Origin of the sequence: Paraburkholderia sp. A1RI_3L (assembly GCF_048957895.1) — a bacterium.
Taxonomy (GTDB): Bacteria; Pseudomonadota; Gammaproteobacteria; order Burkholderiales; family Burkholderiaceae; genus Paraburkholderia; species Paraburkholderia kururiensis.
In genome coordinates this window covers 1-19,303 of record NZ_JARCHA010000014.1, presented here as the reverse complement: position 1 = coordinate 19,303, position 19,303 = coordinate 1, and the positions used below count along the sequence as shown (strand labels likewise).

At 67.2% G+C, this 19,303-nt stretch carries 12 protein-coding genes and 1 pseudogene; 8 read left to right on the top strand and 5 right to left on the bottom strand.

From position 1 onward, the window contains the following. Positions 1-68: 68 nt before the first annotated feature. From PXJ20_RS27660 to PXJ20_RS27645, 4 genes are all read left to right on the top strand, one after another. On the top strand, positions 69-1,526 hold the full coding sequence (locus tag PXJ20_RS27660) for a M20 family metallopeptidase (RefSeq protein ID WP_026121628.1): 1,458 nt from the start codon (positions 69-71) through the stop codon (positions 1,524-1,526). An 87-nt stretch (positions 1,527-1,613) separates the two neighbouring features. Beyond that, positions 1,614-2,732, top strand: coding sequence for a malate/lactate/ureidoglycolate dehydrogenase (locus PXJ20_RS27655; protein WP_421032217.1), 1,119 nt, complete (start codon positions 1,614-1,616; stop codon positions 2,730-2,732). A gap of 487 nt (positions 2,733-3,219) precedes the next feature. Beyond that, a complete protein-coding gene (locus PXJ20_RS27650) occupies positions 3,220-4,098 on the top strand; it encodes a crotonase/enoyl-CoA hydratase family protein (protein WP_017775636.1) in 879 nt (292 codons plus the stop codon). 290 nt (positions 4,099-4,388) lie between these two features. Continuing rightward, a complete protein-coding gene (locus PXJ20_RS27645; protein ID WP_421032218.1) occupies positions 4,389-5,696 on the top strand; it encodes a hypothetical protein in 1,308 nt (435 codons plus the stop codon). Positions 5,697-5,798: 102 nt separating this feature from the next. Here the strand turns inward: PXJ20_RS27645 and pdeR are convergent, their stop codons facing one another. Beyond that, positions 5,799-7,802, bottom strand: a complete 2,004-nt coding sequence (gene pdeR, locus PXJ20_RS27640) for a cyclic di-GMP phosphodiesterase (RefSeq protein ID WP_017775639.1) — start codon at positions 7,800-7,802, stop codon at positions 5,799-5,801. Positions 7,803-8,481: 679 nt separating this feature from the next. Here pdeR and treA point away from each other — a divergent pair. Then, positions 8,482-10,104, top strand: coding sequence for an alpha,alpha-trehalase TreA (gene treA, locus PXJ20_RS27635; RefSeq protein WP_421032664.1), 1,623 nt, complete (start codon positions 8,482-8,484; stop codon positions 10,102-10,104). Positions 10,105-10,157: 53 nt separating this feature from the next. Continuing rightward, the gene (locus tag PXJ20_RS27630) at positions 10,158-11,111 is read left to right on the top strand and encodes a hypothetical protein (RefSeq protein ID WP_421032219.1); all 954 of its coding nucleotides are present in this window, start codon (positions 10,158-10,160) and stop codon (positions 11,109-11,111) included. A gap of 63 nt (positions 11,112-11,174) precedes the next feature. Here the strand turns inward: PXJ20_RS27630 and PXJ20_RS27625 are convergent, their stop codons facing one another. Next, a complete protein-coding gene (locus PXJ20_RS27625) occupies positions 11,175-11,558 on the bottom strand; it encodes a hypothetical protein (protein ID WP_277598277.1) in 384 nt (127 codons plus the stop codon). Between the two features lie 144 nt (positions 11,559-11,702). Next, positions 11,703-15,125, bottom strand: coding sequence for an autotransporter (locus tag PXJ20_RS27620; RefSeq protein ID WP_421032220.1), 3,423 nt, complete (start codon positions 15,123-15,125; stop codon positions 11,703-11,705). Positions 15,126-15,401: 276 nt separating this feature from the next. Here PXJ20_RS27620 and PXJ20_RS27615 point away from each other — a divergent pair, with 276 nt between their 5' ends. Then, positions 15,402-15,842 carry a cupin domain-containing protein gene (locus PXJ20_RS27615; RefSeq protein ID WP_126877156.1) on the top strand — a complete coding sequence of 147 codons (441 nt, stop codon included), beginning with the start codon at positions 15,402-15,404 and terminating at the stop codon, positions 15,840-15,842. A gap of 129 nt (positions 15,843-15,971) precedes the next feature. On the opposite strand, the gene PXJ20_RS27610 is transcribed toward PXJ20_RS27615, so the two are convergent. Further along, positions 15,972-17,324: a polyhydroxyalkanoate depolymerase gene (locus PXJ20_RS27610; RefSeq protein ID WP_421032221.1), complete on the bottom strand. Its 1,353-nt coding sequence runs from the start codon at positions 17,322-17,324 to the stop codon at positions 15,972-15,974. 314 nt (positions 17,325-17,638) lie between these two features. On the opposite strand from PXJ20_RS27610, the gene PXJ20_RS27605 reads away from it, so the two are divergent. Beyond that, entirely contained in the window at positions 17,639-18,301 is a 663-nt protein-coding gene (locus tag PXJ20_RS27605; protein ID WP_017775645.1) for a glutathione S-transferase, read from the top strand. 20 nt (positions 18,302-18,321) lie between these two features. On the opposite strand, the pseudogene PXJ20_RS27600 reads toward PXJ20_RS27605, so the two are convergent. Further along, positions 18,322-19,303, bottom strand: a pseudogene (locus tag PXJ20_RS27600) (transcriptional regulator); the annotation flags it as partial.

Here is a 19,303-nt window from a genome sequence, read left to right as displayed (position 1 = left end):
CGGCGCGAACCACGCCGCCAGACGGATCGGTCTATCATGGGCGTTTTCATTTGCAGGGTCAGCCCATCATGATCTCCGACACGAAAGAAGCCCATCAGGTGAATCACGACACGCTGCGCGAATTCGTCGAGCGTAAGTGGAACGACGAGATCGTGCCGGCACTGACCGACTACATCGCGGTGCCCGCGAAGAGCCCCGCGTTCGATGCCGACTGGGCGCGCCACGGTTACATCGAGCGCGTGGTGGCCGACGCCGCGCAGTGGGCCGAAAAACAGCCGGTGCGCGGCCTCACGCTCGAAATCGTGCGCCTGCCGGGCCGCACGCCGGTGATCTTCTTCGAAACGCCCGCCACGCGCTCGGGCAGCACCGACACCATCGTGCTCTACGGCCACCTCGACAAGCAGCCGGAGTTTTCGGGCTGGCGCAACGACCTGGGGCCGTGGACGCCCAAGCTCGAAGACGGCAAGCTCTATGGCCGCGGCGGCGCCGACGACGGCTACGCCATCTACGCGAGCATCACAGCGCTGGCCGCGCTCGACGCCCAGGGTATCGAACGGCCGCGCTGCGTGGGCTTGATCGAGACCTGCGAGGAGTCGGGCAGCTACGACCTGCTGCCTTATGTGGACGCGCTGCGCGAGCGGCTCGGCAACGTCGGCCTCGTGGTGTGCCTCGATTCGGGCGCGGGCAACTACGACCAGCTGTGGCTCACCACGTCGCTGCGCGGGCTCGTCGCGGGCGACCTCGAAGTGCAGGTGCTCGACGAAGGCATTCACTCGGGCGGTTATGGCGGCATCGCGCCGTCGAGCTTCCGCGTCATGCGGCAGCTCTTCGAACGGCTCGAAGACGCGGCCACGGGCAACCTGCTGCCCGAAGGCTTTCACTGCCCGATTCCGCCGCAGCGGCTGCACGAGGCCGAGGCCACCGCGAAGATTCTCGGCGACAGCGTCTGGAAGAGCGTGCCCTGGGCGTGCGGACAGGACGGCCGGCCGGTGCTGCCCACTACCACCGATCCGCAGCAGGCGCTGCTGAACTCGACGTGGCGTCCGTCGCTTTCGGTGACCGGCGCGGCGGGCTTGCCGTCGCTTGCCGACGCGGGCAACGTGCTGCGTCCGCGCACGGCGTTCAAGCTTTCGCTGCGCCTGCCGCCACTCGTGGATGCGGCTACGGCCGTGGCGCAACTGAAGTCGCTGCTCGAACTCGATCCGCCCTACAACGCGAAGGTCACGTTCAAGCCCGACGCGGGCGCGGCTACCGGCTGGAGCGCGCCGGACCTCGCGCCGTGGCTGTCGTCTGCACTCAACGACGCCTCGCGCGAGCACTATGGTGCAGATTGCGCCTACATCGGCCAGGGCGGCACGATTCCGCTCATGAACGTGCTGAAGGCGGGCTTTCCGAACTCGCAGTTCATGGTGTGCGGCGTGCTGGGACCGAAATCGAATGCACATGGCCCGAACGAATTCCTGCATGTGCCGTACGCGAAGAAGCTCACGGCTACCGTGGCCGAAGTGATCGCGGCCGCGCCGTGACGTCTTTCCGGCGCGTCGTGCCTGCGAGGGCGCCGCGCCGGCTTCTCATCTTTCCACTGCATTTGCCACCCAGGAGCGACTCCGTCCATGAACGACGCCACCCGCACGACTGCCGCTGCCTCGCCACGCATCCTGCCCGACCGGCTGCACGCCTATGTGCGGGCCATCTGGGAGCATGCCGGGAGTGCCGCGCAGGAAGCGCGGCTGGTGGCCGACCATCTCGTGGCCGCCAACCTGGCGGGCCATGATTCGCACGGCGTGGGCATGATTCCGCGCTATGTGGCGTCGCTGCGCGAGGGCGAACTGAAGCTGAACCTGCACGCCCAGGTGGTGCGCGATGTGGGCGCGGTGCTGACCATCGACGGCGGCCGCGGCTTCGGCCAGGTGGTGGCCGCCGAGGCCATGGAGCGCGGCATCGAGCGCGCCGCGAAGCTGGGCGTCTGTGCGGTGGGGCTGCGCAACGCGCATCACATCGGGCGTATCGGGCATTGGGCGGAGCAGTGCGCCCAGGCGGGGCTCGTCTCGTTCCACTTCGCCAATGTGGCGGGCGACCCGCTCGTCGCGCCGTTCGGCGGCATCGACCGGCGCATCGGCACGAATCCGTTTTGCGCCGCCTTTCCGCGCACGGGCAAGCCACCGCTCGTGCTCGATTTCGCGACGAGCGCAATTGCCTACGGCAAGACGCGCGTGGCCTACAACCAGGGCAAGCGCGTGGCGGGCGGTGCGCTGATCGATCACGCGGGGCGGCCCACCGTCGAACCGAAGGTGATGCACGAGGCGCCGTTCGGCGCGCTCATGCCGACGGGGGGAGAAGCCAGCGGCCACAAGGGCTACGGGCTCGCGGCAATGTGCGAGATTTTCGGCGGGGCGCTTTCGGGCGGCTACACCACGCATGCCGACACGCTGGAAAAAACGAGCGCGATCGTGAACTGCATGCTGTCGGTGATCGTGGACCCGAACGCGTTCGATGCTGGCAATGCCGAAGCCGAAGCCGAGGCGTTCATCGAGTGGGTCAAGGCGTCGCCGCGCGCCGAGGGCGTGGAGCGCATCTACGCGCCGGGCGAGCCGGAGCGCGAGATGCGCGCACAACGCGAAGCGCACGGCGTGCCCGTGGATCCTGCGACGTGGCAGCAGATCCACGACGCCGCGGTAGCGGCCGGCATGCCCGCCGAGGAGGCACGCCGCTGGGCGGCCGGCGTGGATTGAATACGCGGCGGCGCAACGGCCTGCCGACGTGGGGCAAGGTGAGGGCGCCGGCTTCCTGCGCTGCCGCATCACGATCCTTGCTCTTCGTGCAAGCAGGCCACGCGCAATTCGCGGGCGCAGCGAAATTCGATATGCGGCAAGCATAAATCCCGTTCTCTTTCAATGAGCTTTACGGCGAAAAAGGCGCGCAAAAAATAATTAAAGCCCTTTCGCCCGCTTACCAATATCTCTCTATTGCGTTTCAAACGATCGCATCGCTTTTTGCGCGTGAGATGAACCTCCGTGCAAGGCGAGCGATCGCCCGCCTCCCGGCACCAGGAAAGGCGCGCCGTACAACAGGGGCCGCCCTGGCTTTTGTGCGCCAGCGCTCATGACCGATCAGGGTTTCTACTCGATTATGTGACGTAACCATCCTCTTCGAATGGATGCCTGTTTTAGGCTCGTATTGCTTTACCCCCATGAAATCACCTAAACAGGACCGATCAAAATGAGCCTCCAAAATCACCACGCTTGCCGCCCGTTCGTCGATGCCGGCCATCTTTCCCAGCTCTGTGCCTACTACGAAGAAGGGCGCAACGTCATGTGGATGATGCTGCGTTCGCAGCCTCGTCCGTGCTTCAACCTCGAACTCGTCCACGACATCCTGGCGCTCGCCCGCGCCGCCCGGCAGTCCGGACTCCCCATCGATTTCTGGGTCACGGGCTCGCTCGTGCCGTCCATGTTCAACGTGGGCGGCGATCTCGATTTCTTCTCCGAGGCCATTCGCGCGGGCAGACGCGAGGAGATGATGGCCTACGCGCGCGCCTGCGTGGACTGCGTGCACGCGGCCTCGCGCGGGTTCGACACGGGCGCGGTATCGATCGCGATGGTGGAAGGCACGGCGCTGGGCGGCGGCTTCGAAGCCGCGCTCGCGCATCATTTCTTGCTCGCGCAGAACGACGCGCGGCTCGGCTTTCCCGAGATCGCCTTCAACCTGTTCCCGGGCATGGGCGGCTATTCGCTCGTGGCGCGGCGCGCCGGCATGCGGCTCGCCGAAGAGCTGATCGGCGGCGGCGAATCGCACACGGCCGAATGGTATGCGTCGCGCGGCCTCGTGGATCAGCTGTTCGAACCGGGCGAGGCGTACACGGCGACGCGCACCTTCATCGATACGCTGCGGCCCAAGCTGAACGGCATTCGCGCGATGATCCGCGCGCGCCAGCGCGTGCTGCAGCTTTCGCGCGCGGAGCTGATGGAGATCACCGAAGACTGGGTGGACGCCGCGTTTTCGATCGAGGAAAAGGACCTCGCGTTCATGGAACGGCTCGTCACGCTGCAGAACCGGCGCACGTCCGCGACGCGGATGCAGATGGCGCAAGCGGTCTGAGCGGCGTTCTTCCTGTTTCGTGTTTATTTCGTGTTCGTTTTGCGTTTGCCTTGGACGAGCGGCTTTGCGGGCGGCGTTACGTGACGCCGCCCGTAACAGCCGCGATGTTCTGCGCCACATGGCGCGCGCGTGGTGACCGCTGAGCGCGCGCCATAGCCGCGACTGGCGGCCTCGCGCCTTGATCCCGCAAGCCCGTTGCCCCGCCGACGTGCTCACCGATTGATATGGCACGCATTCTGCTGAGAGACGCCGCCTTCTCAACCGCAGTACTCACTCGAAAGGTCGGCGACATGAAAAAGAGCTTCACGCTTGCGGCTGCCGCGCTTGGCGCAATGGCGGCTTTTGCAATGGCACAAAGCAGTGTGGCGATAGCGGAGACAACGACAGCAGGCTTGCCGGTAGGGGCAATCAGCGGCAACAGTGGTGCCGCCAGCGATGGCAATAACGTGACGGTCGGCGGCGCGGGCAGCGCGAGCATCGGCTCGGGCGGCGGCAGCGTGAGCGCGAGCCTCACGCTGCCGATGGGCGGCGCGAGCATCGGTCTGCCGGGCGGCGCGCTGCCCGGCGGAAGCGATCCGCTTGCGCCTGTGACGGGGGCGTTGGGTTCGTTGCCGAATCCCACGAGCGGCGGTAACCCGCTCGCGCCGATTACGAGCGTGTTGGGTTCGTTGCCGAACCCAGCGAGTGGCGGCAATCCGCTGGCGCCGATCACGAACGTGTTGGGTTCGTTGCCGAATCCCACGAGCGGCGGTAACCCGCTCGCGCCGATTACGAGCGTGTTGGGTTCGTTGCCGAACCCAGCGAGTGGCGGCAATCCGCTGGCGCCGATCACGAATGTCCTCGGCTCACTGCCGAATCCCACGAGCGGCGGCAACCTGCTGGCACCGATCACGAACGTGCTGGGCTCGTTGCCGAACCCCGCAAGCGGTGGCAACCCGCTGGCGCCCATCACGAATGTCCTCGGCTCACTGCCGAATCCCACGAGCGGCGGCAATCCGCTCGCGCCGATCACGAACGTGCTGGGCTCACTGCCGAACCCCACAAGCGGCAATCCGCTCGCCCCCCTCACCAACGCCCTCGGCGGCGTCACCAACGGCGGCAGCCCGATCGCGCCGATCACGAGCATTCTCAGTTCGCTGCCGAACCCGGCGAGCGGCGGCAATCCGCTCGCGCCTCTCACGACCGCACTCGGCGCCCTGACGAACGCCGTGCCCGCGCCGGGCAGCGGCGGCGCGTCCATCGCGCCGCTCGCCACGGCGCTCAACACGGTGGCGGGTTCGAGCGCCAACGCGGCCGTTGCCGGGGCGGGTGCGCTCGGCGCGGGCTTCGGAGCAGGGGGAAGCGCACTCGGCGGCGCGATTGCCGCGACGGGCAACGCCATCGGCGTGGGCGCGAACGCGACAGGTGCTGCGGTGGCGTCCGGCGCCAATGCGCTCGGGGCGTCGGCGGGACCGTCCACGGCGAGTCTGCTTGCACCGGTCACGGGGCTCGTGGCCTCCGTGACCAACACGGCGTCTCATGCGGGCGGGGGCACCGTGAGTCCGCTCAGCCCCGCGACGAGCCTGCTCAGTTCGCTCAACGGAGCTTTGCCGAAGTGATGAAGTAACCGCACCCTCGGGTGCGGACACGCACGCCGGGCACGTCCGTACCCGGCGTTTCGCTGTTCCAGACGCTGTTGCCGAGAATCGTCCCGTGCCGCCTCAGGCGATCAACCTCGGCCGCTGCCGTTCCCGCAGCCACGCCTCGAAATCCGCGGCCGGCATGGCGTGCGCGTAGAGATAGCCCTGCACGTAGTCGACACCCAGGTCCTGCATGAACCGCTCTTCCGCCACGGTCTCGATGCCCTCGGCCACGACCTTGAGGTTCAGTTCCTGTGCGACGGCCACCATGGACCGAACCAGTGCCTGCGATTTCGGCTTCTCATGAATCGCATGCACGAAACTGCGGTCGAGCTTGATGACGTCGAGCGGAATGCGGCCGAGCTGCGAAAGCGACGAGTAGCCGGTACCGAAGTCATCGAGGTGCACTTGTGCACCCAACTGCCGGAATTGCTGGATGCGTTCCAGTGCAGCCGCTTCATCTTCGATCAGGCAGCTTTCCGTCAACTCGATGTCAATGAGGCACGGGTCGAGCTTCGCCTGCTCAAGCGCTTCGCGAAAGTGCCGTACCACGTCGGTATCGGCAAGCTGCCGCGGCGACACGTTGATGGCCACGCGAAGGTTCAGGCCGCGCTCCTTCCAGATCGCGGCCTGGTCCGCGGCCGTGCGCATGACCCACTGACCCAGCGCGCCGATCAGACCGGACTCCTCGGCATAACGGATGAACTCGCCCGGCATGATCTGGCCGCGCTCGGGTGAATTCCAGCGCACGAGCGCTTCCACGCTCTGCACGGTGCCGCTCGCGAGGGTGATCTTCGGCTGATAGCAGAGCGTGAGCTGCCCTTCGTCGAGTCCGCGTCGCAGGTTGGTATCGAGCCACATGTACTCGGCAACCTTGCGGTTCATCTCGGGCGAAAACACGCGCCAGGTGCGTTTGCCTTCATCTTTTGCCACGTACATGGCCGTGTCGGCGCAGCGCACCATCGTTTCCAGCGTGCCCGCGTGATCGGGGCACAGGGCAATGCCGATCGAACAGCCCGTGTAGACCTCGACGAGCCCCAGGCTGAACGGCACCCGCAGACGCTCCAGGATGCGCTGCGCCGTGGCCTCGAGCGCGGCCCGGGTCGTGGGCGCGGCCAGCACGATGAATTCGTCGCCGCCCAGCCGGGCGAGGGTATCGCCCGGATCGAGGCAGGCGCGTATCGCGTCGGACACGTCTTTCAACAGCCTGTCGCCGAACAGGTGGCCGTAGTGGTCGTTGACCCGCTTGAAGTTGTCGAGGTCGAGAAACAGAATGCCGACGGCCTCGTCCGCGGACCGGTCGGCAATCGCCGCGCGAATCTTGTCGTGAATCGCGTTGCGGTTCGGCAGGCCCGTGAGCGAATCGGTGTTGGCGAGTTCGGTGAGCCGCGTCTGCGCACGACGCTCTTCGGTAATGTCGGTGCCCGAGCAGATCAGGTATTGCTCGTTCACGCCGCTGCCGCTTTGCACGAACTTGTTGCGAAAGAGGAAGAGCCGGTCGCCATGAACGGTCTTCACCCACCGTTCCACTTCATACGAGACGCCGCGATTGAAAAAGCCCGAGATGTTCTGGCTCGACGCCGCACCCGCTTCCTCGGACATGAACAGCGCCCACACGTTGCGGCCCACCACGTCCTCTTCCTTCATGCCGGTGAGTTCTTCGGCAAGGCGGTTGAAGCGCTGGATGCGCCCCGCGCGGTCGACGATCACGACCACCGAATTCACCTCGGAGACCACTTGCTCCGCGAACGAGAGCCCGTGCACGAGGTCGCGCGCCACGGACTCGGTATCCGCCCATTCCGACGCGGTGCCGGCCCACGCGTTCGGGCCCAGCTTGCGGCCCACCAGATGCAGCCGCACGGGCTCGCCGAAGAGGCGCAGCTCGAGTGTGAGGTGAGAGGTGACGCCGGTGAGCTGGCGGATCTGCGCCGCCTGATGCCCCGAGAGCGCAATGGCGACGTCGGCGGGCCCAGGCCCGGTTTCGGGCGTGAGCTCCAGCGCGTTGCTGTCGCCCGAGAGCCGCCAGCAAGGGCTCGTCGTGCCGAAGCGGGCATACAGCAATGAGTCGGATTGGTCGTCGTTCATAAGTCCCCGTCGCGGAAATCCAGATGACCTGCGTCGAAACAGCGTTGAAGTGCGAGTTGCGGTGCGGGTGCGCGGATAACGCCGAGCTTGCGTCGACTGCTTCGATTGTAGCGAAGCGCTCGCTTGTTATGGCCCCGCCGTGGTATCGGCATCCATTTCGCATGCCTGAAGGGCGCTGGGCCCTTATTTCATGCGGTTTTCTTGCCATAAGCAATACGCGAACCGCGATCTTCGCGACCCGCGAAGTCTGCGGCACGGGGATGACTCAAGTCACAGGAGCGATTTTTGCGGCTGCCTCTTGCTTCTTTTCGCTTCCTCACCCCGCCAATACGACTTGCTTCGCATGGCTGCACATCGTTTCGGACCATCGCGCTGCGGGCGATTGCGGCCCGCGGCGCCCCCGTGCGATGCTCGCGAGGCGAAAAAGCGCGCTATTCGCATAACGCCCAATATCGCAAACAAATAACGCCCACGGAACAACCGAAAGAGCGCGCGACGGAGACCGGTCCGGTTGTCTACCCAGCAAGGAGGAGACATGAGCACACCGTCGCACGTCCGTTCCCCGTCGGGCATCGCCACTACTGAAGCAGAAAGCCGCGATGCCGCGCGCGCGCCTGCGCACAGAAGCGCCGCCGCACGTGGAGCGATGGCACGATCGTTCGTTATGCAATGCATTTCGATGCACGCCGCGCCTCGCGCCCTGGCGGCCGCCGGCCTGCTTGCGTTTGCGACGGCAGCAGGCGTCGCCTTTGCCGACACCCAGGTGGGCCAGCCGCTGCCCCCGCCGCCGGATCAGCTCTATGGCGACCTCTTCGTCGCGGTGCAGACGGCGCAGATCTACCCCGACCAGAAGACTTTCGTCGATGCCACGCCGAACGCCGCGCCGGCCGCCATCGTGCAGGCCTACGAGCAGCAGAAGAACCAGCCGGGCTTTTCGCTCGCGGCTTTCGTGAACCAGTACTTCACGCCGCCCAGCGAGCCCGTGATTACGCCGCCCAGCGAGCCCGTGATTACGCCGCCCGCGAACCAGACGCTGCGCGAACACATCGACTGGCTGTGGCCGGCGCTCACGCGCACCACCACCAGCGCGCCGCCGTACAGCTCGCTGATTCCGATGCCGAAGCCGTACGTGGTGCCGGGCGGCCGCTTTCGCGAGGGCTACTACTGGGACACCTATTTCACGATGCTGGGGCTCCAGGAGTCGGGCCATGAGGATCTGGTCGACAACATGCTCGACAACTTCGCCTACATGATCGACACCTTCGGCCACATTCCGAACGGCAATCGCACCTACTACCTGGACCGCTCGCAGCCGCCGTTCTTTTCGTACATGGTGGAACTCGCGGCGAACCAGGAGGGCGGCAAGGTCTACCAGAAGTACCTGCCGCAACTGCGCAAGGAGTACGCGTACTGGATGCAGGGCGAGACCGGCACGGCGCCCGGCACAGCCACGCGCAACGTGGTGGTGATGCCCGACCACACCGTGCTCAACCGTTACTGGGACGAACTGGATACGCCGCGCGACGAGTCGTATCTGGAAGACGTGCAGACCGCGCAGCAGGCAACGGGCCGCCCCGCGAGCGACGTCTACCGCAATCTGCGCGCCACGGCCGAGAGCGGCTGGGACTTCAGCTCGCGCTGGTTCGGCGACAACCAGACGCTCGCCACGGTCCGCACCACATCGATCGTGCCCGTGGACCTGAACAGCCTGATGTTCCATCTCGAACTCACGATTGCGCGTGGCTGCGGCGAGTCGCTCGATTTCCGCTGCGTGGGCGAGTTTGTGGGGCGCGCAGCGAAGCGGGCCATCGGTATCAACCATTACCTCTGGAATCCGAAAGGTTACTACGGGGATTACGATTGGCAGCTCGGCAAGCCGCGCGACAACCAGACGGCGGCGATGCTGTATCCGCTTTTCGCAGGCGCCGCGTGGCCGGACCGCGCGCAGAAGACCATTCAGGCGGCGCGCAATGTGCTCGTGCAACCGGGCGGACTCGTGACGACGACCTGGAACACCGGCCAGCAATGGGACGCGCCGAATGGCTGGGCGCCGCTGCAATGGATCGCGATTCAGGGCATGAAGCGCTATGGCGCATCGGATACCGCACAGCAGATCGGTCTGCGGTTTCTCTCCGATGTGAAGGGCGTGTACGCGTCCCAGCAGAAGCTCGTGGAGAAGTATGTGGTGGAAGGCGCGGGCACGGGCGGTGGAGGCGGCGGCGAGTATCCGCTGCAGGACGGCTTTGGCTGGACCAACGGCGTGACGTTGAAACTGCTCGACCTGTACGCGCCGGGGCAATGACAGGGTGACTTCGTGACTTCGAAAAGCGCAGGCGGAAAGGAGGAAAAGGCCTCATGACGATCGATCGCATGGGCAGCGTACCGCGCGGCCCGATCACGACGGGCGGCACGGACGAAACCGCGCAGGCGCAGCCGGCAACACCACGCACCGCGCCACCGCCGTCTACGGGGGCGGCGCGGCACGCGGTACTGGGTGCGTTGACGGGCGACTCGCCGCGCGTGGGGCCGGGGTCCGGCACAGGGCCGCGCGCCGGTGCAGCGCCCAACACCGGGCCGACGGGCGCCGCGCCTCACCCGGACGGCGCTTCCCGTGTCGGTGGCGTCGGTGGCGTCGGTGGCATCGGTGGCATCGGCGGAAATCGCGCAGCCGGCGGCATCCGGCGCGCGGACGAAAAGCTGCGCACGCTCTTTCGTGCCACGAAGCGCGCGGGCGAGGCGGGCATCGGCAAAGCCCGCGAGCAGGCGAGCGCGCTGAAGACGCGCTTCTTCAGCTTCGCGCGTCCGCTGCGTACGCGCGTATCGACGGGCTGGCCGCCGCAGGGCGGCTACGGCACGCCGTACGCGTCGTTCGTGCGGCCTGCGCCGTGGTCCGTGCGCTACGGCTCGCCCTACGGTTCCTCGTATGGATCCTCATATGGGTCCTCATACGGCGCCTCTTTTGCGACGATGACCGGCACCCGCCTGATGTCGGACGCGATGTTTGCGCTGGCGGCCGGCGGTGTTGGAGCGCTCGGTGCGGGCGGGCTCGGGATGGGCTCGTCGTTCGGCATGGGGATGCTGGGCTTCGGACTCGCGCCGCTCGTCACGGCCGGCGTGTCGTCGCTGCTGGCGGGCGCCATTGGCTACGCCGTGTCGCGCCGTCAACGCTTCGCGCAGCCTGGCTACGGCTGCATGTACAACGCGCACGGGTTTCCCGCGCAGGGGCCGTATGGCCCCGACCTGAACAGCATGTGGCAGCAACCGATGCAGCGGCCCATGCCGAGAGTCGTGCAGGGCACCGTGGTGTGACTGCCGAGGCTGCGGGCTGATTGATGTGTGCGGCAATGAGCCTGCACATCCACCCGCGCCCGTCTATTTGGCCGGCGCGTGCTGCTTCGCGATCTGCTGGCGACACCAGTCGAGATACCTGGGGTACATCTGCGTCGCGGGCACGTTTGCATACTTGCCGTATAGCGCCTCGACGAGTTGAGGCAACTCCGTCAACGCGAGCATGCGCGAGTCGTAGGGCATCTGCTGTGCTGCGAGGTGGATGCGTTGCAGTTCGTCCTCCTTCGATATGCCCGAGTCGCGCGCCTGCGCGATCGCCTGGGCGGAACGGGCCTGGCCTTTGCAGATGCCGTCGGCGTAATCGTCCGCATGCGCGGCGCCCGCGCACGTGACGGCGAGCGCCGCAGCGCAGGCGATGCGCAGCGCGAAGCGAGCGGGGTTCGGCAACGGGCTGAGGCGTGATTTCATCGGGCCGGGGTGATGATCGAAAGAGCGGTCTGGACCGTCGATGATAGGTAGGCCGCACCCCTCATGCAAACCGCGCGCTTCGCTTCGTGCGCGCCGCGTTCGCTCACCCGGAACCCGTTCACGCCGGCAAGGCGCTCACCCTCGCTACGCGCCCAGCTGCGGTGGCTGCCGCCGGTCCAATGCTTCGAGCACGTCGAACGAAACATTCTCGGTCACGATCTCGCGGTCGCCCGTCGCACTCGTGCGGGTATGCAATTGCGCGAGCACGTTGAGTCCCACGCTGCGCGTGTCCGTGCTGCGTTCTTTCACCTTGAGTTCGATCGGCATCCACGAATCGGGGTCGCCCAGAATCTCGGCGTTGCGTGCTTCCACCTGCTCGCGCAGTCGTTCGTCGCCGCCCGACTGCGCGAGCGCCGCCGTGTTCGCATCGATGCGCAAGGCCGCGCCCTCGCGCAGACGAAAGCGGTGCATGTACGTGAGGTTGGGGCGCTGGTTCTTGCGCACGTCGGCGAGATGCTGGTCGATGCGCTTGCCGGCCGCCACGCGAGGGTCGTCGAGCGGGCCGCTGGAAGACGCGGTGCCCGCCTTGTTGCGCTGCGCCACCTCTTGCGCGGCGAACAGGTCGATCAATTCGGGCCGCCCTGCGTCAAGCGCTTCGGTGTAGTGCTTCGCGTCGAGGTATTCGACGTCGAGCATGCACGCGCGGTGGTTCAGCTTGCCGTCTTCGCGCACGAGTTGCAGCTTCGCGGAGCGGTTCTTGTCGCCGAGCGTCATCGTGCCCATGGGCGCGTCGAGCGAGAACATGCCGATGCTCGAATGGCTGTTCGGATCGAGCGGATGCGAAAAGCTCGGCTTGAAGCCGCCACGCAACTGCCAGCGCGAGCCGAGTCCTACGCGGTGCTGTTCCACCTGCATGCGTCCCGTGCGTTCCACCGAATCGACGGACTGCTTCGAATGTTCCCAACCTGCGCCCAGGGTCGGCCCCACGCTCACCGAAAGCTGCTTCGCGTGCTTGCCCGTGACGGGGTCGGTCTCGGTATCGGCGCCAAGGCTCGCGGCCTTGAACATGGCCGTGGCATCCACCGTCACGCCGCGGCGCGTGGTTTTCTGCTGGCCGTCGGTCCAGCTCACGGAGACGTCGGGGTCGTCGAAATACTGTTGCGCGAGGCGGTTCCACACGCCGTTCGAGCCGTCGTTGTGTTCGAGCGTGGCTTCGTGGAACACGTGATCCACGATTGTGCCGAGCTTGGCGCGCATCGCGTCGTCGTCGTAGCCCGAGCCGTCGGGCTTCACGCGGCGCGCCACGCGCAGCGACACGCCGCGCGGCTCCTGCAGGTCCTGCGAATGGAGGATGGCGCTCGCCACCACGCCCGCGCGCAGCGACGTCACACCCACGTCGAAGTCGTAGCCCACCAGCACGCCCGCGCCGTAATGCTGCTGCCGGCTGTGCGCGGTGCCGACGAACATCTCCACGCCGTGCGTCGCGCGGCTCACTTCCACCACGGCCTCGCGCGTACGCGAGGCGCGCACGTCGATGCGCGGCGAGACCGGAATGCCGTGGCCGTGCGTGAACGCGTGCACGGTTGCATTGAGGCCGCGCGTGCTCACGCCCTGGCGCCCGCCGTCCGTGAGCCGCAGTTTCGCGCCCGACTGCAGGTTCGCCACCACGTCTTTGAGCGTGTCGTGCACGTCGTCCACGGTGTTCGCGGGGCGCTTGTCCTGGGCGGGATCGGCGAGCGTGCGCAGCGTATCCACCTCGTTCCAGAAGTCCGATTCGGCGCCTACGTGGGCCACCTTGCCCCACACGGCGAGCCGTTCGATGTCGAAGCGTTGCTTCGCGATCTTGCTGAACGGCTTCGTTTTCGCGAGCTGGTCGGGCGGCATCGACTGCCAGAGCGCCACGTCTGCTTTCACGCTCGCGAGTGTTTCGGCGGAGGGCACGTCCGCTTCGGTCAGGCCATCGCACATTTGCGCGGCGCGTTGGGCCACGGCGCCGAGCGCGTCCTCGTCCATGCGGCCGCGCGCAAAGCCGCCGCGTTCGAGCCACACGTCGAGCGCCGCGAGTTCCACGAGCGATTGCGCGGGCCGCGCGTGCGTGAATGCGGTGGCCGGCTGCATTGCGTCGTGCTGTGCGAGCGCCGTGCGCGCGGCGCCCATGCCCCTGGCGAGCGCGGCGCGCTCCTGCTCCACGGTCTTGCGCGGCAGGCCTTGCGTGCCGAAGGTGAGCGCGGAGAGCGGCGACGCGCGCTTCGCGGCGAACATGCGCGGCAGCAGCGTCTTCCAGCGGTTTTCGCCGACGCGGTTGATCGTCTTCGCGGAGAACTTGTTCAAACGCTCGCGGGCCTGCGAGAGATCGCTGCCGCGGCCATCCGCGGTGAAGCCCTGGCGCCACGCGAAGAACGCGCCTTTCTGGTCCGGCGTGAGCGCATCGCGGCCGTGCTCGAGATGCGTGGCCGCGGCATCGAAGGCACGCTTTGCGAGCGCGTCGGGGCCGGGCACGGAGGCATCGAGTGGACCCGTGCCTTCGGCGAGTCCCACGCTTTCGGCAACGGCGGCCGGCGACGGATCGCTGTGGCGCGGATAGCTCGTGCCGGGCGCGTGCGGGTCGAGCGCGTCCGTGGCTTGCAGCAGCACGCGCGTGGCCGTGCGCTGCGGGTCGCCGGCGAAGGGTTGGCCCACGGCGCTGCGCAATGCGTCGAGCGCGGCGAAGCCTTCGCCCGAGCGCGCGAGCGTGCGTGCGACGAGCCAGGCTTGCCGGTCCGCGGCGCTCGTCGAGCGCGCCGTGTGCGGTGCGTTGAAGTCGAGCATGCCCACGCGTTCGAGCGCGAGATGTGCGCCGTCGATGTCCGTGACGCCGGCCTGGCGCAGCGCCTGGGCCATCAGTGCGCCGCGGGTGGCGGCTTCGGCGGCGCTCGCGGGCGTGGGCGGGTCGGGCTGCGGCGTGAGGGCGTAGAGCCGGCTTGCGAGGCCGGGGACGTCGAGCAGCCGGTCAGGCGGACACGCGAACTGGCCGTGCACGTAATCGAGCAGGCGCTCGCGCGTGGTGCAGGCATCGAGCGCAGGCGGCGCGGGCACGCGCAGCTGGGCAGGAGCGCCTGAAGACTGCGCGTTTGCAGAAGCAGCGGGCTTCGACACCGTGCGGCCGATGGCGCCCGTCACGAGACCGTCGGTACTCGCGAGCATCGAGCCGCCCACGCGGGCGTGCCGCGGCGGCTGGGTTGTCGCGTAGCGCTTCGTGCCCTGCACATAGTTCTCGGGCCCCGATGTCTTGCCGTGCGTGCTTTGCTGATAGATCGCCGTGCCGACGTCGAAGCGGCGCGCGCGCAACGTATCCATCTTGCGCGCCATCGTGGACTTGAGCCGGTCCAGCACACCATGCGGCACGGCGGGCTGCGGGCCTTCGAGCTGATGCGAAGGCGCGGTGCTGGGCGGCTGAGCCGGGGCATTGCCCGTTGCCTGCGTTGCACCTGCGGCGGAGGGCGAGGTGGGCGAGGTGGGTGAGGACCCCGGCGCCGTTTCGACGAAGCCCGGCGTGGGCGGCAGATTGATCCGGCTATGGTCGGGCATGGAAGCGGTGCGTCGCAGCGCAGCAAACGAAACCGGCTTGCACTATGGTCGCCGAATGTGACACGCCGCAGCATGGTGCGAAAAGGGCGCTCGCGGGGCGAAGTGCACTGTAACGGGAGGGCATGCGCGGAAGCGCGCGGCGCATGCGTGTTCACGCTTTGGGAATGCGCCCGTGGCGGCGCGGGTTTCGCGGGCACCGTGCACGACCTTCGCTTCGAATGCGCAATGGAACGGGAAATGCTTGATTCGCGCGCTCCTACCCACGGGAGCCGTGCCATGACCTCTCAGCTCACCACCCGGTTTTCGCACGTCAGGCCGCAGGAGACGCCGTTCGAAGGCGAGGGCCTGCGCGATTTCTTCCTCTATCGCGATCTCGGCATTGCGCAGGCGACCGGCGGCAAGGTGATCGCGCAACTCGTGAAGGCCAACCACGCGCCGGAGCAGGGCACGGGCTGGCATCGTCACGAAGCGGACTTCCACATCGTCATCATGCTGAAGGGCTGGGCGCGCTTCATGTACGGCGACAAGGAAACGCTCGTGGCGGCGGGCGACTGCGTGCATCAGGCACCGGGCATCGTGCACTACCTGTTCGACTACTCCGAAGACATGGAGTACCTCGAGATCGTGAGTCCCGCAGACTTCAAATCGATCGACGTGGAAGGGCCGTGCGAGGTACCCGCGCCTACGCCGTGGGCGAGTGCCGCCGCGACGTCGTAGGGCAACGCGGTCAGCGGTGCATGCCGGCGCGCGACGGTTAGCGCGTCACGCTTGCCTCGTCATGCGCAGGCGGCGGTGCGCTCGAACCCAGGCTCGGACTCGGGTGGACGACGCTCAGGTGGACGACGCTCAGGTGGACGACGAGGCCGCCGCTTTCGCGAGCGCGGCCTTCGTGAGTGCCTGCGCCTCGATGAGCGCATGCAGGCTCACGAATTGCCCGGCGGTGCCGTCCGCACTCGAGGCGAGGCGACTCGCGCGCGGCTCGTTGTCGTGGATCGTGGCACGCACCAGCGGATAGATCTGCGTTTCCCACTTGCGTCCGTTGAACACGCCGTAGTGGCCCACGCCGGTCTGCACGTGATGCGTCTTCATATACGGACGCAATTGCGAGCAGAGTTCCTGCGCGGCCACGGTCTGGCCCACGGAACAGATATCGTCCTTCTCGCCTTCCACCGTGAGCAGCGCTGTGCGGCGAATCGCAGCCGGTTCCACGAGCCGCCCGCCCACCTTCAGTTCGCCGCGCGGCAACGCGTATTGCTGGAACACCGTGGCGACCGTCTCCAGATAGAACTCCGCCGTAAGGTCCGTGGTTGCGAAGTATTCGTCGTAGAACGCGCGAATCTGGTCGGCCTTCGCGGCATCGCCTTTCGCGCGCTCGAAATACAGGTCGGAAAACGACGTGGCGTGCCGCTCCATGTTCATCGACATGAACGCGGTGAGCTGCACGAAGCCCGGATACACGCGTCGCTGCGCGCCCGCGAAGCCCGGCGGCACCACGCCGATGAGATGCTTCTCGAACCATTCGATCGGCTTGCTGTTGGCGAGGTCGTTCACGCGCGTGGGATTGACCCGGCAGTCGATAGGCCCGGCCATCAGCGTCATGCTGGCCGGTTGCGCGGGATCGTCGGTGGCTGCCATCAGCGAGACTGCGGCGAGCGCGGCGACGGTGGGCTGGCAGATGGCCACGAGGTGCGAGTCCGGGCCGATGCGATGAATGAACGAGACGAGATGCTCGACGTATTCGTCGAAGCCGAAACGCCCCGCGGAAAGCGGGATGTCGCGCGGGTTGTGCCAGTCCGTGATGTAGACGTCGTGGTCCGCGAGCATGGTGCGCACCGTGCCGCGCAAGAGCGTGGCGAAGTGGCCCGACATGGGCGCGACGATCAGCACGCGCGGCTGCGGTGCGGCCATTTCCTTGCGAAAGTGCAGCAGCGAGCCGAACGGCGTGCGCTTCGCCACTTCTTCCACGACGGCAACACGTTCGCCGCCCACCTCGACGGTATCGATGCCGAAGCGCGGGCGGCGATGCGTAAGACCCGCCACCTCGATCAGTTCGCACAGCGCGGTGAAGGTGCGCCCGTACGGCGTGGCCGCGAGCATCGGCCATGTGTCGCAGGCGGCGCGTGCGAACGACGCCCAGGCGCGCAGCGGCCGCGTGAGGTCGGCGATGGCTTGGTACGACGGGTAGGCAAGCAGATTCATGGCGTGTGCGCGGTGGGGCAGGCCCGTGGTGCAAAGGCAATACGTGTGCCAGTGGGCGGCAGTGGGGGCGATAGTGGGGGCGGTAGTGGGCGGTGCGTGTGGGGAATCGGCACGCGCTGCGCTGGCCCGCCCCGAGGCCGCGTTTCTTCGATGCCGATTGGCATGGTGCTTGCACCATCGCGGCCATTCGTGCTCGCCGCGCAGGCAGTTCGTTTTGCGCAGCATCCTGGTGCGTATGGTGCCGTTCGAGTGCGGCCGGCACCTTGCCGGACAGCTCCCGGTGCATGCACGCACCGAACGAAACGGAGACCCCTATGGCCAAAACCGCGAAGACGACATTGACGGTCAGCAGCTACAACTACTCGTCGTGGTCGCTGCGGGGCTGGCTGCTCGCGAAGCTTTCGGGGCTCGAATTCGAGACAGTGACGGTGCCCATCGATGCCGCCGCGCGCGCCGAACTGCTGTTGCTTTCGCCGTCCATCCTCGTGCCGTGCCTGGAACACGACGGCATCAAGGTATGGGACACGCTCGCCATTGGCGAGTACCTCAACGAGATTCGTCCCGACGCAGGCCTGCTGCCGCGCGAACGCAAGGCCCGCGCGCATTGCCGCTCCATCTGCGGCGAGATGCATTCGGGCTTCAGTGCACTGCGCTCCGCATTGCCGATGAATCTGCGCGGCTATTTCCCGGGCTTTCGTATCTGGTCGCGTGCGCAGGACGATATCGAACGCGTGCTCGCGATCTGGCGCGAGTGCCTGGCCGGCTACGGCGGCCCGTGGCTCTTCGGCGAGGAGATCGGCATGGCCGACGCGATGTACGCACCCGTCGTCACCCGCTTTCTGACCTACGACGTGAAGCTCGACAAGGACATTGCGGAGTACTGCATGCGCGTGCTCGCGCAACCGTTCGTGGCCGGGTGGATCGGGATCGCGAAAGCGGAGACCGAAGACATCGACGAACTCGATATGGAGTTTTAACGCACAACCGGCGCTTTGTTCTATCGCTCCTTGCCCTGCGAAATCTCGTCATACCGCGCCTGCAGGTCCGCTGCGCGCTCGATCTCGCCCGCCTTCGCCGAGCACACGATCAGCCCGATCAGCGCGTGCTGGCGTCCGGTGTTGTCGGCGCAGGCATTGGCGAGGTCGTAGGCCTGTTGCCAGGCGGCCGCGACTTCGTCGAGCGGCGCCTGCACGAGCGGCAGTGTTCGCGCGAGGGCCGCGTACAGGCGCATCTCGTCGCGCACGCGGCGCGGCGAAGCGTCTTCGGCGCGCGCCACGGCCGCGCGAATGGTGCGCACGTATTCGTGCGTGAGGCCGAGCGCACGCCAGAGCGGCTCGGAGCCTTCCACGAGCGCGAGCACGAGATCGAAGCGGTCCGCGTGGATGGCCCAGTCGAACGCGCTGCGTAAGTCCGCAACGTCGTTGCGGTCCAGTACGGCGTGACGCGTGTCGGCCACGCGATCGCGCCGTGCCGCGAGCCGCGGCACCAGCGACTGCGCATGGGCCGCGGCGGCGCGCGAGAATTCGCCGCCTTGCCAGAGCGCGTCGAGCGCGAAGGCGCGCACGGGCGCGGGCAGGCGCAAGGTCGGGCCGGTTTCGTCGTCGATCTGCTCGACGAAGCCCGCTTCGATCAGATCGGCCACATGCGTGTCCACGTCGAAGTCGGCGCGTGTGGCGACGGGGTTGTCGAGGGTGTTACCGAGGGGGGTGCCGATGGCGTTGCCGAGGATCACGCGGTTCGGCGCCGCGCATTCGGCCAGCAGGCGCACGGCCGAGCAGCGCGAGAACTCCCCGGGAAAAACGGCGAGGCGCATGAGGCACTGGCGCGGCGCGTCCTCCAGTTCCGCGACAGCGAGATCGAGCACGGCGGCAAGCGGCGCCGCGCGCGATACCGGCACGTAGAGCGCGCCCGCACGGTGCACCATGAGGTCGTCCAGCGCGCGGGCGAACGCGATCAGCGCGGCGTCGAGCGTGAAGCGC

Excerpts from the sequence above, each read along its gene's own strand:
- PXJ20_RS27660 (WP_026121628.1), top strand. The coding sequence starts at position 69 with ATGATCTCCGACACGAAAGAAGCCCATCAGGTGAATCACGACACGCTG.
- PXJ20_RS27615 (WP_126877156.1), top strand. The coding sequence starts at position 15,402 with ATGACCTCTCAGCTCACCACCCGGTTTTCGCACGTCAGGCCGCAGGAG.
- PXJ20_RS27605 (WP_017775645.1), top strand. The coding sequence starts at position 17,639 with ATGGCCAAAACCGCGAAGACGACATTGACGGTCAGCAGCTACAACTAC.
- PXJ20_RS27620 (WP_421032220.1), bottom strand. The coding sequence starts at position 15,125 with ATGCCCGACCATAGCCGGATCAATCTGCCGCCCACGCCGGGCTTCGTC.
- PXJ20_RS27625 (WP_277598277.1), bottom strand. The coding sequence starts at position 11,558 with ATGAAATCACGCCTCAGCCCGTTGCCGAACCCCGCTCGCTTCGCGCTG.
- PXJ20_RS27630 (WP_421032219.1), top strand. The coding sequence starts at position 10,158 with ATGACGATCGATCGCATGGGCAGCGTACCGCGCGGCCCGATCACGACG.
- PXJ20_RS27645 (WP_421032218.1), top strand. The coding sequence starts at position 4,389 with ATGAAAAAGAGCTTCACGCTTGCGGCTGCCGCGCTTGGCGCAATGGCG.
- treA (WP_421032664.1), top strand. The coding sequence starts at position 8,482 with ATGCACGCCGCGCCTCGCGCCCTGGCGGCCGCCGGCCTGCTTGCGTTT.
- pdeR (WP_017775639.1), bottom strand. The coding sequence starts at position 7,802 with ATGAACGACGACCAATCCGACTCATTGCTGTATGCCCGCTTCGGCACG.
- PXJ20_RS27610 (WP_421032221.1), bottom strand. The coding sequence starts at position 17,324 with ATGAATCTGCTTGCCTACCCGTCGTACCAAGCCATCGCCGACCTCACG.
- PXJ20_RS27655 (WP_421032217.1), top strand. The coding sequence starts at position 1,614 with ATGAACGACGCCACCCGCACGACTGCCGCTGCCTCGCCACGCATCCTG.
- PXJ20_RS27650 (WP_017775636.1), top strand. The coding sequence starts at position 3,220 with ATGAGCCTCCAAAATCACCACGCTTGCCGCCCGTTCGTCGATGCCGGC.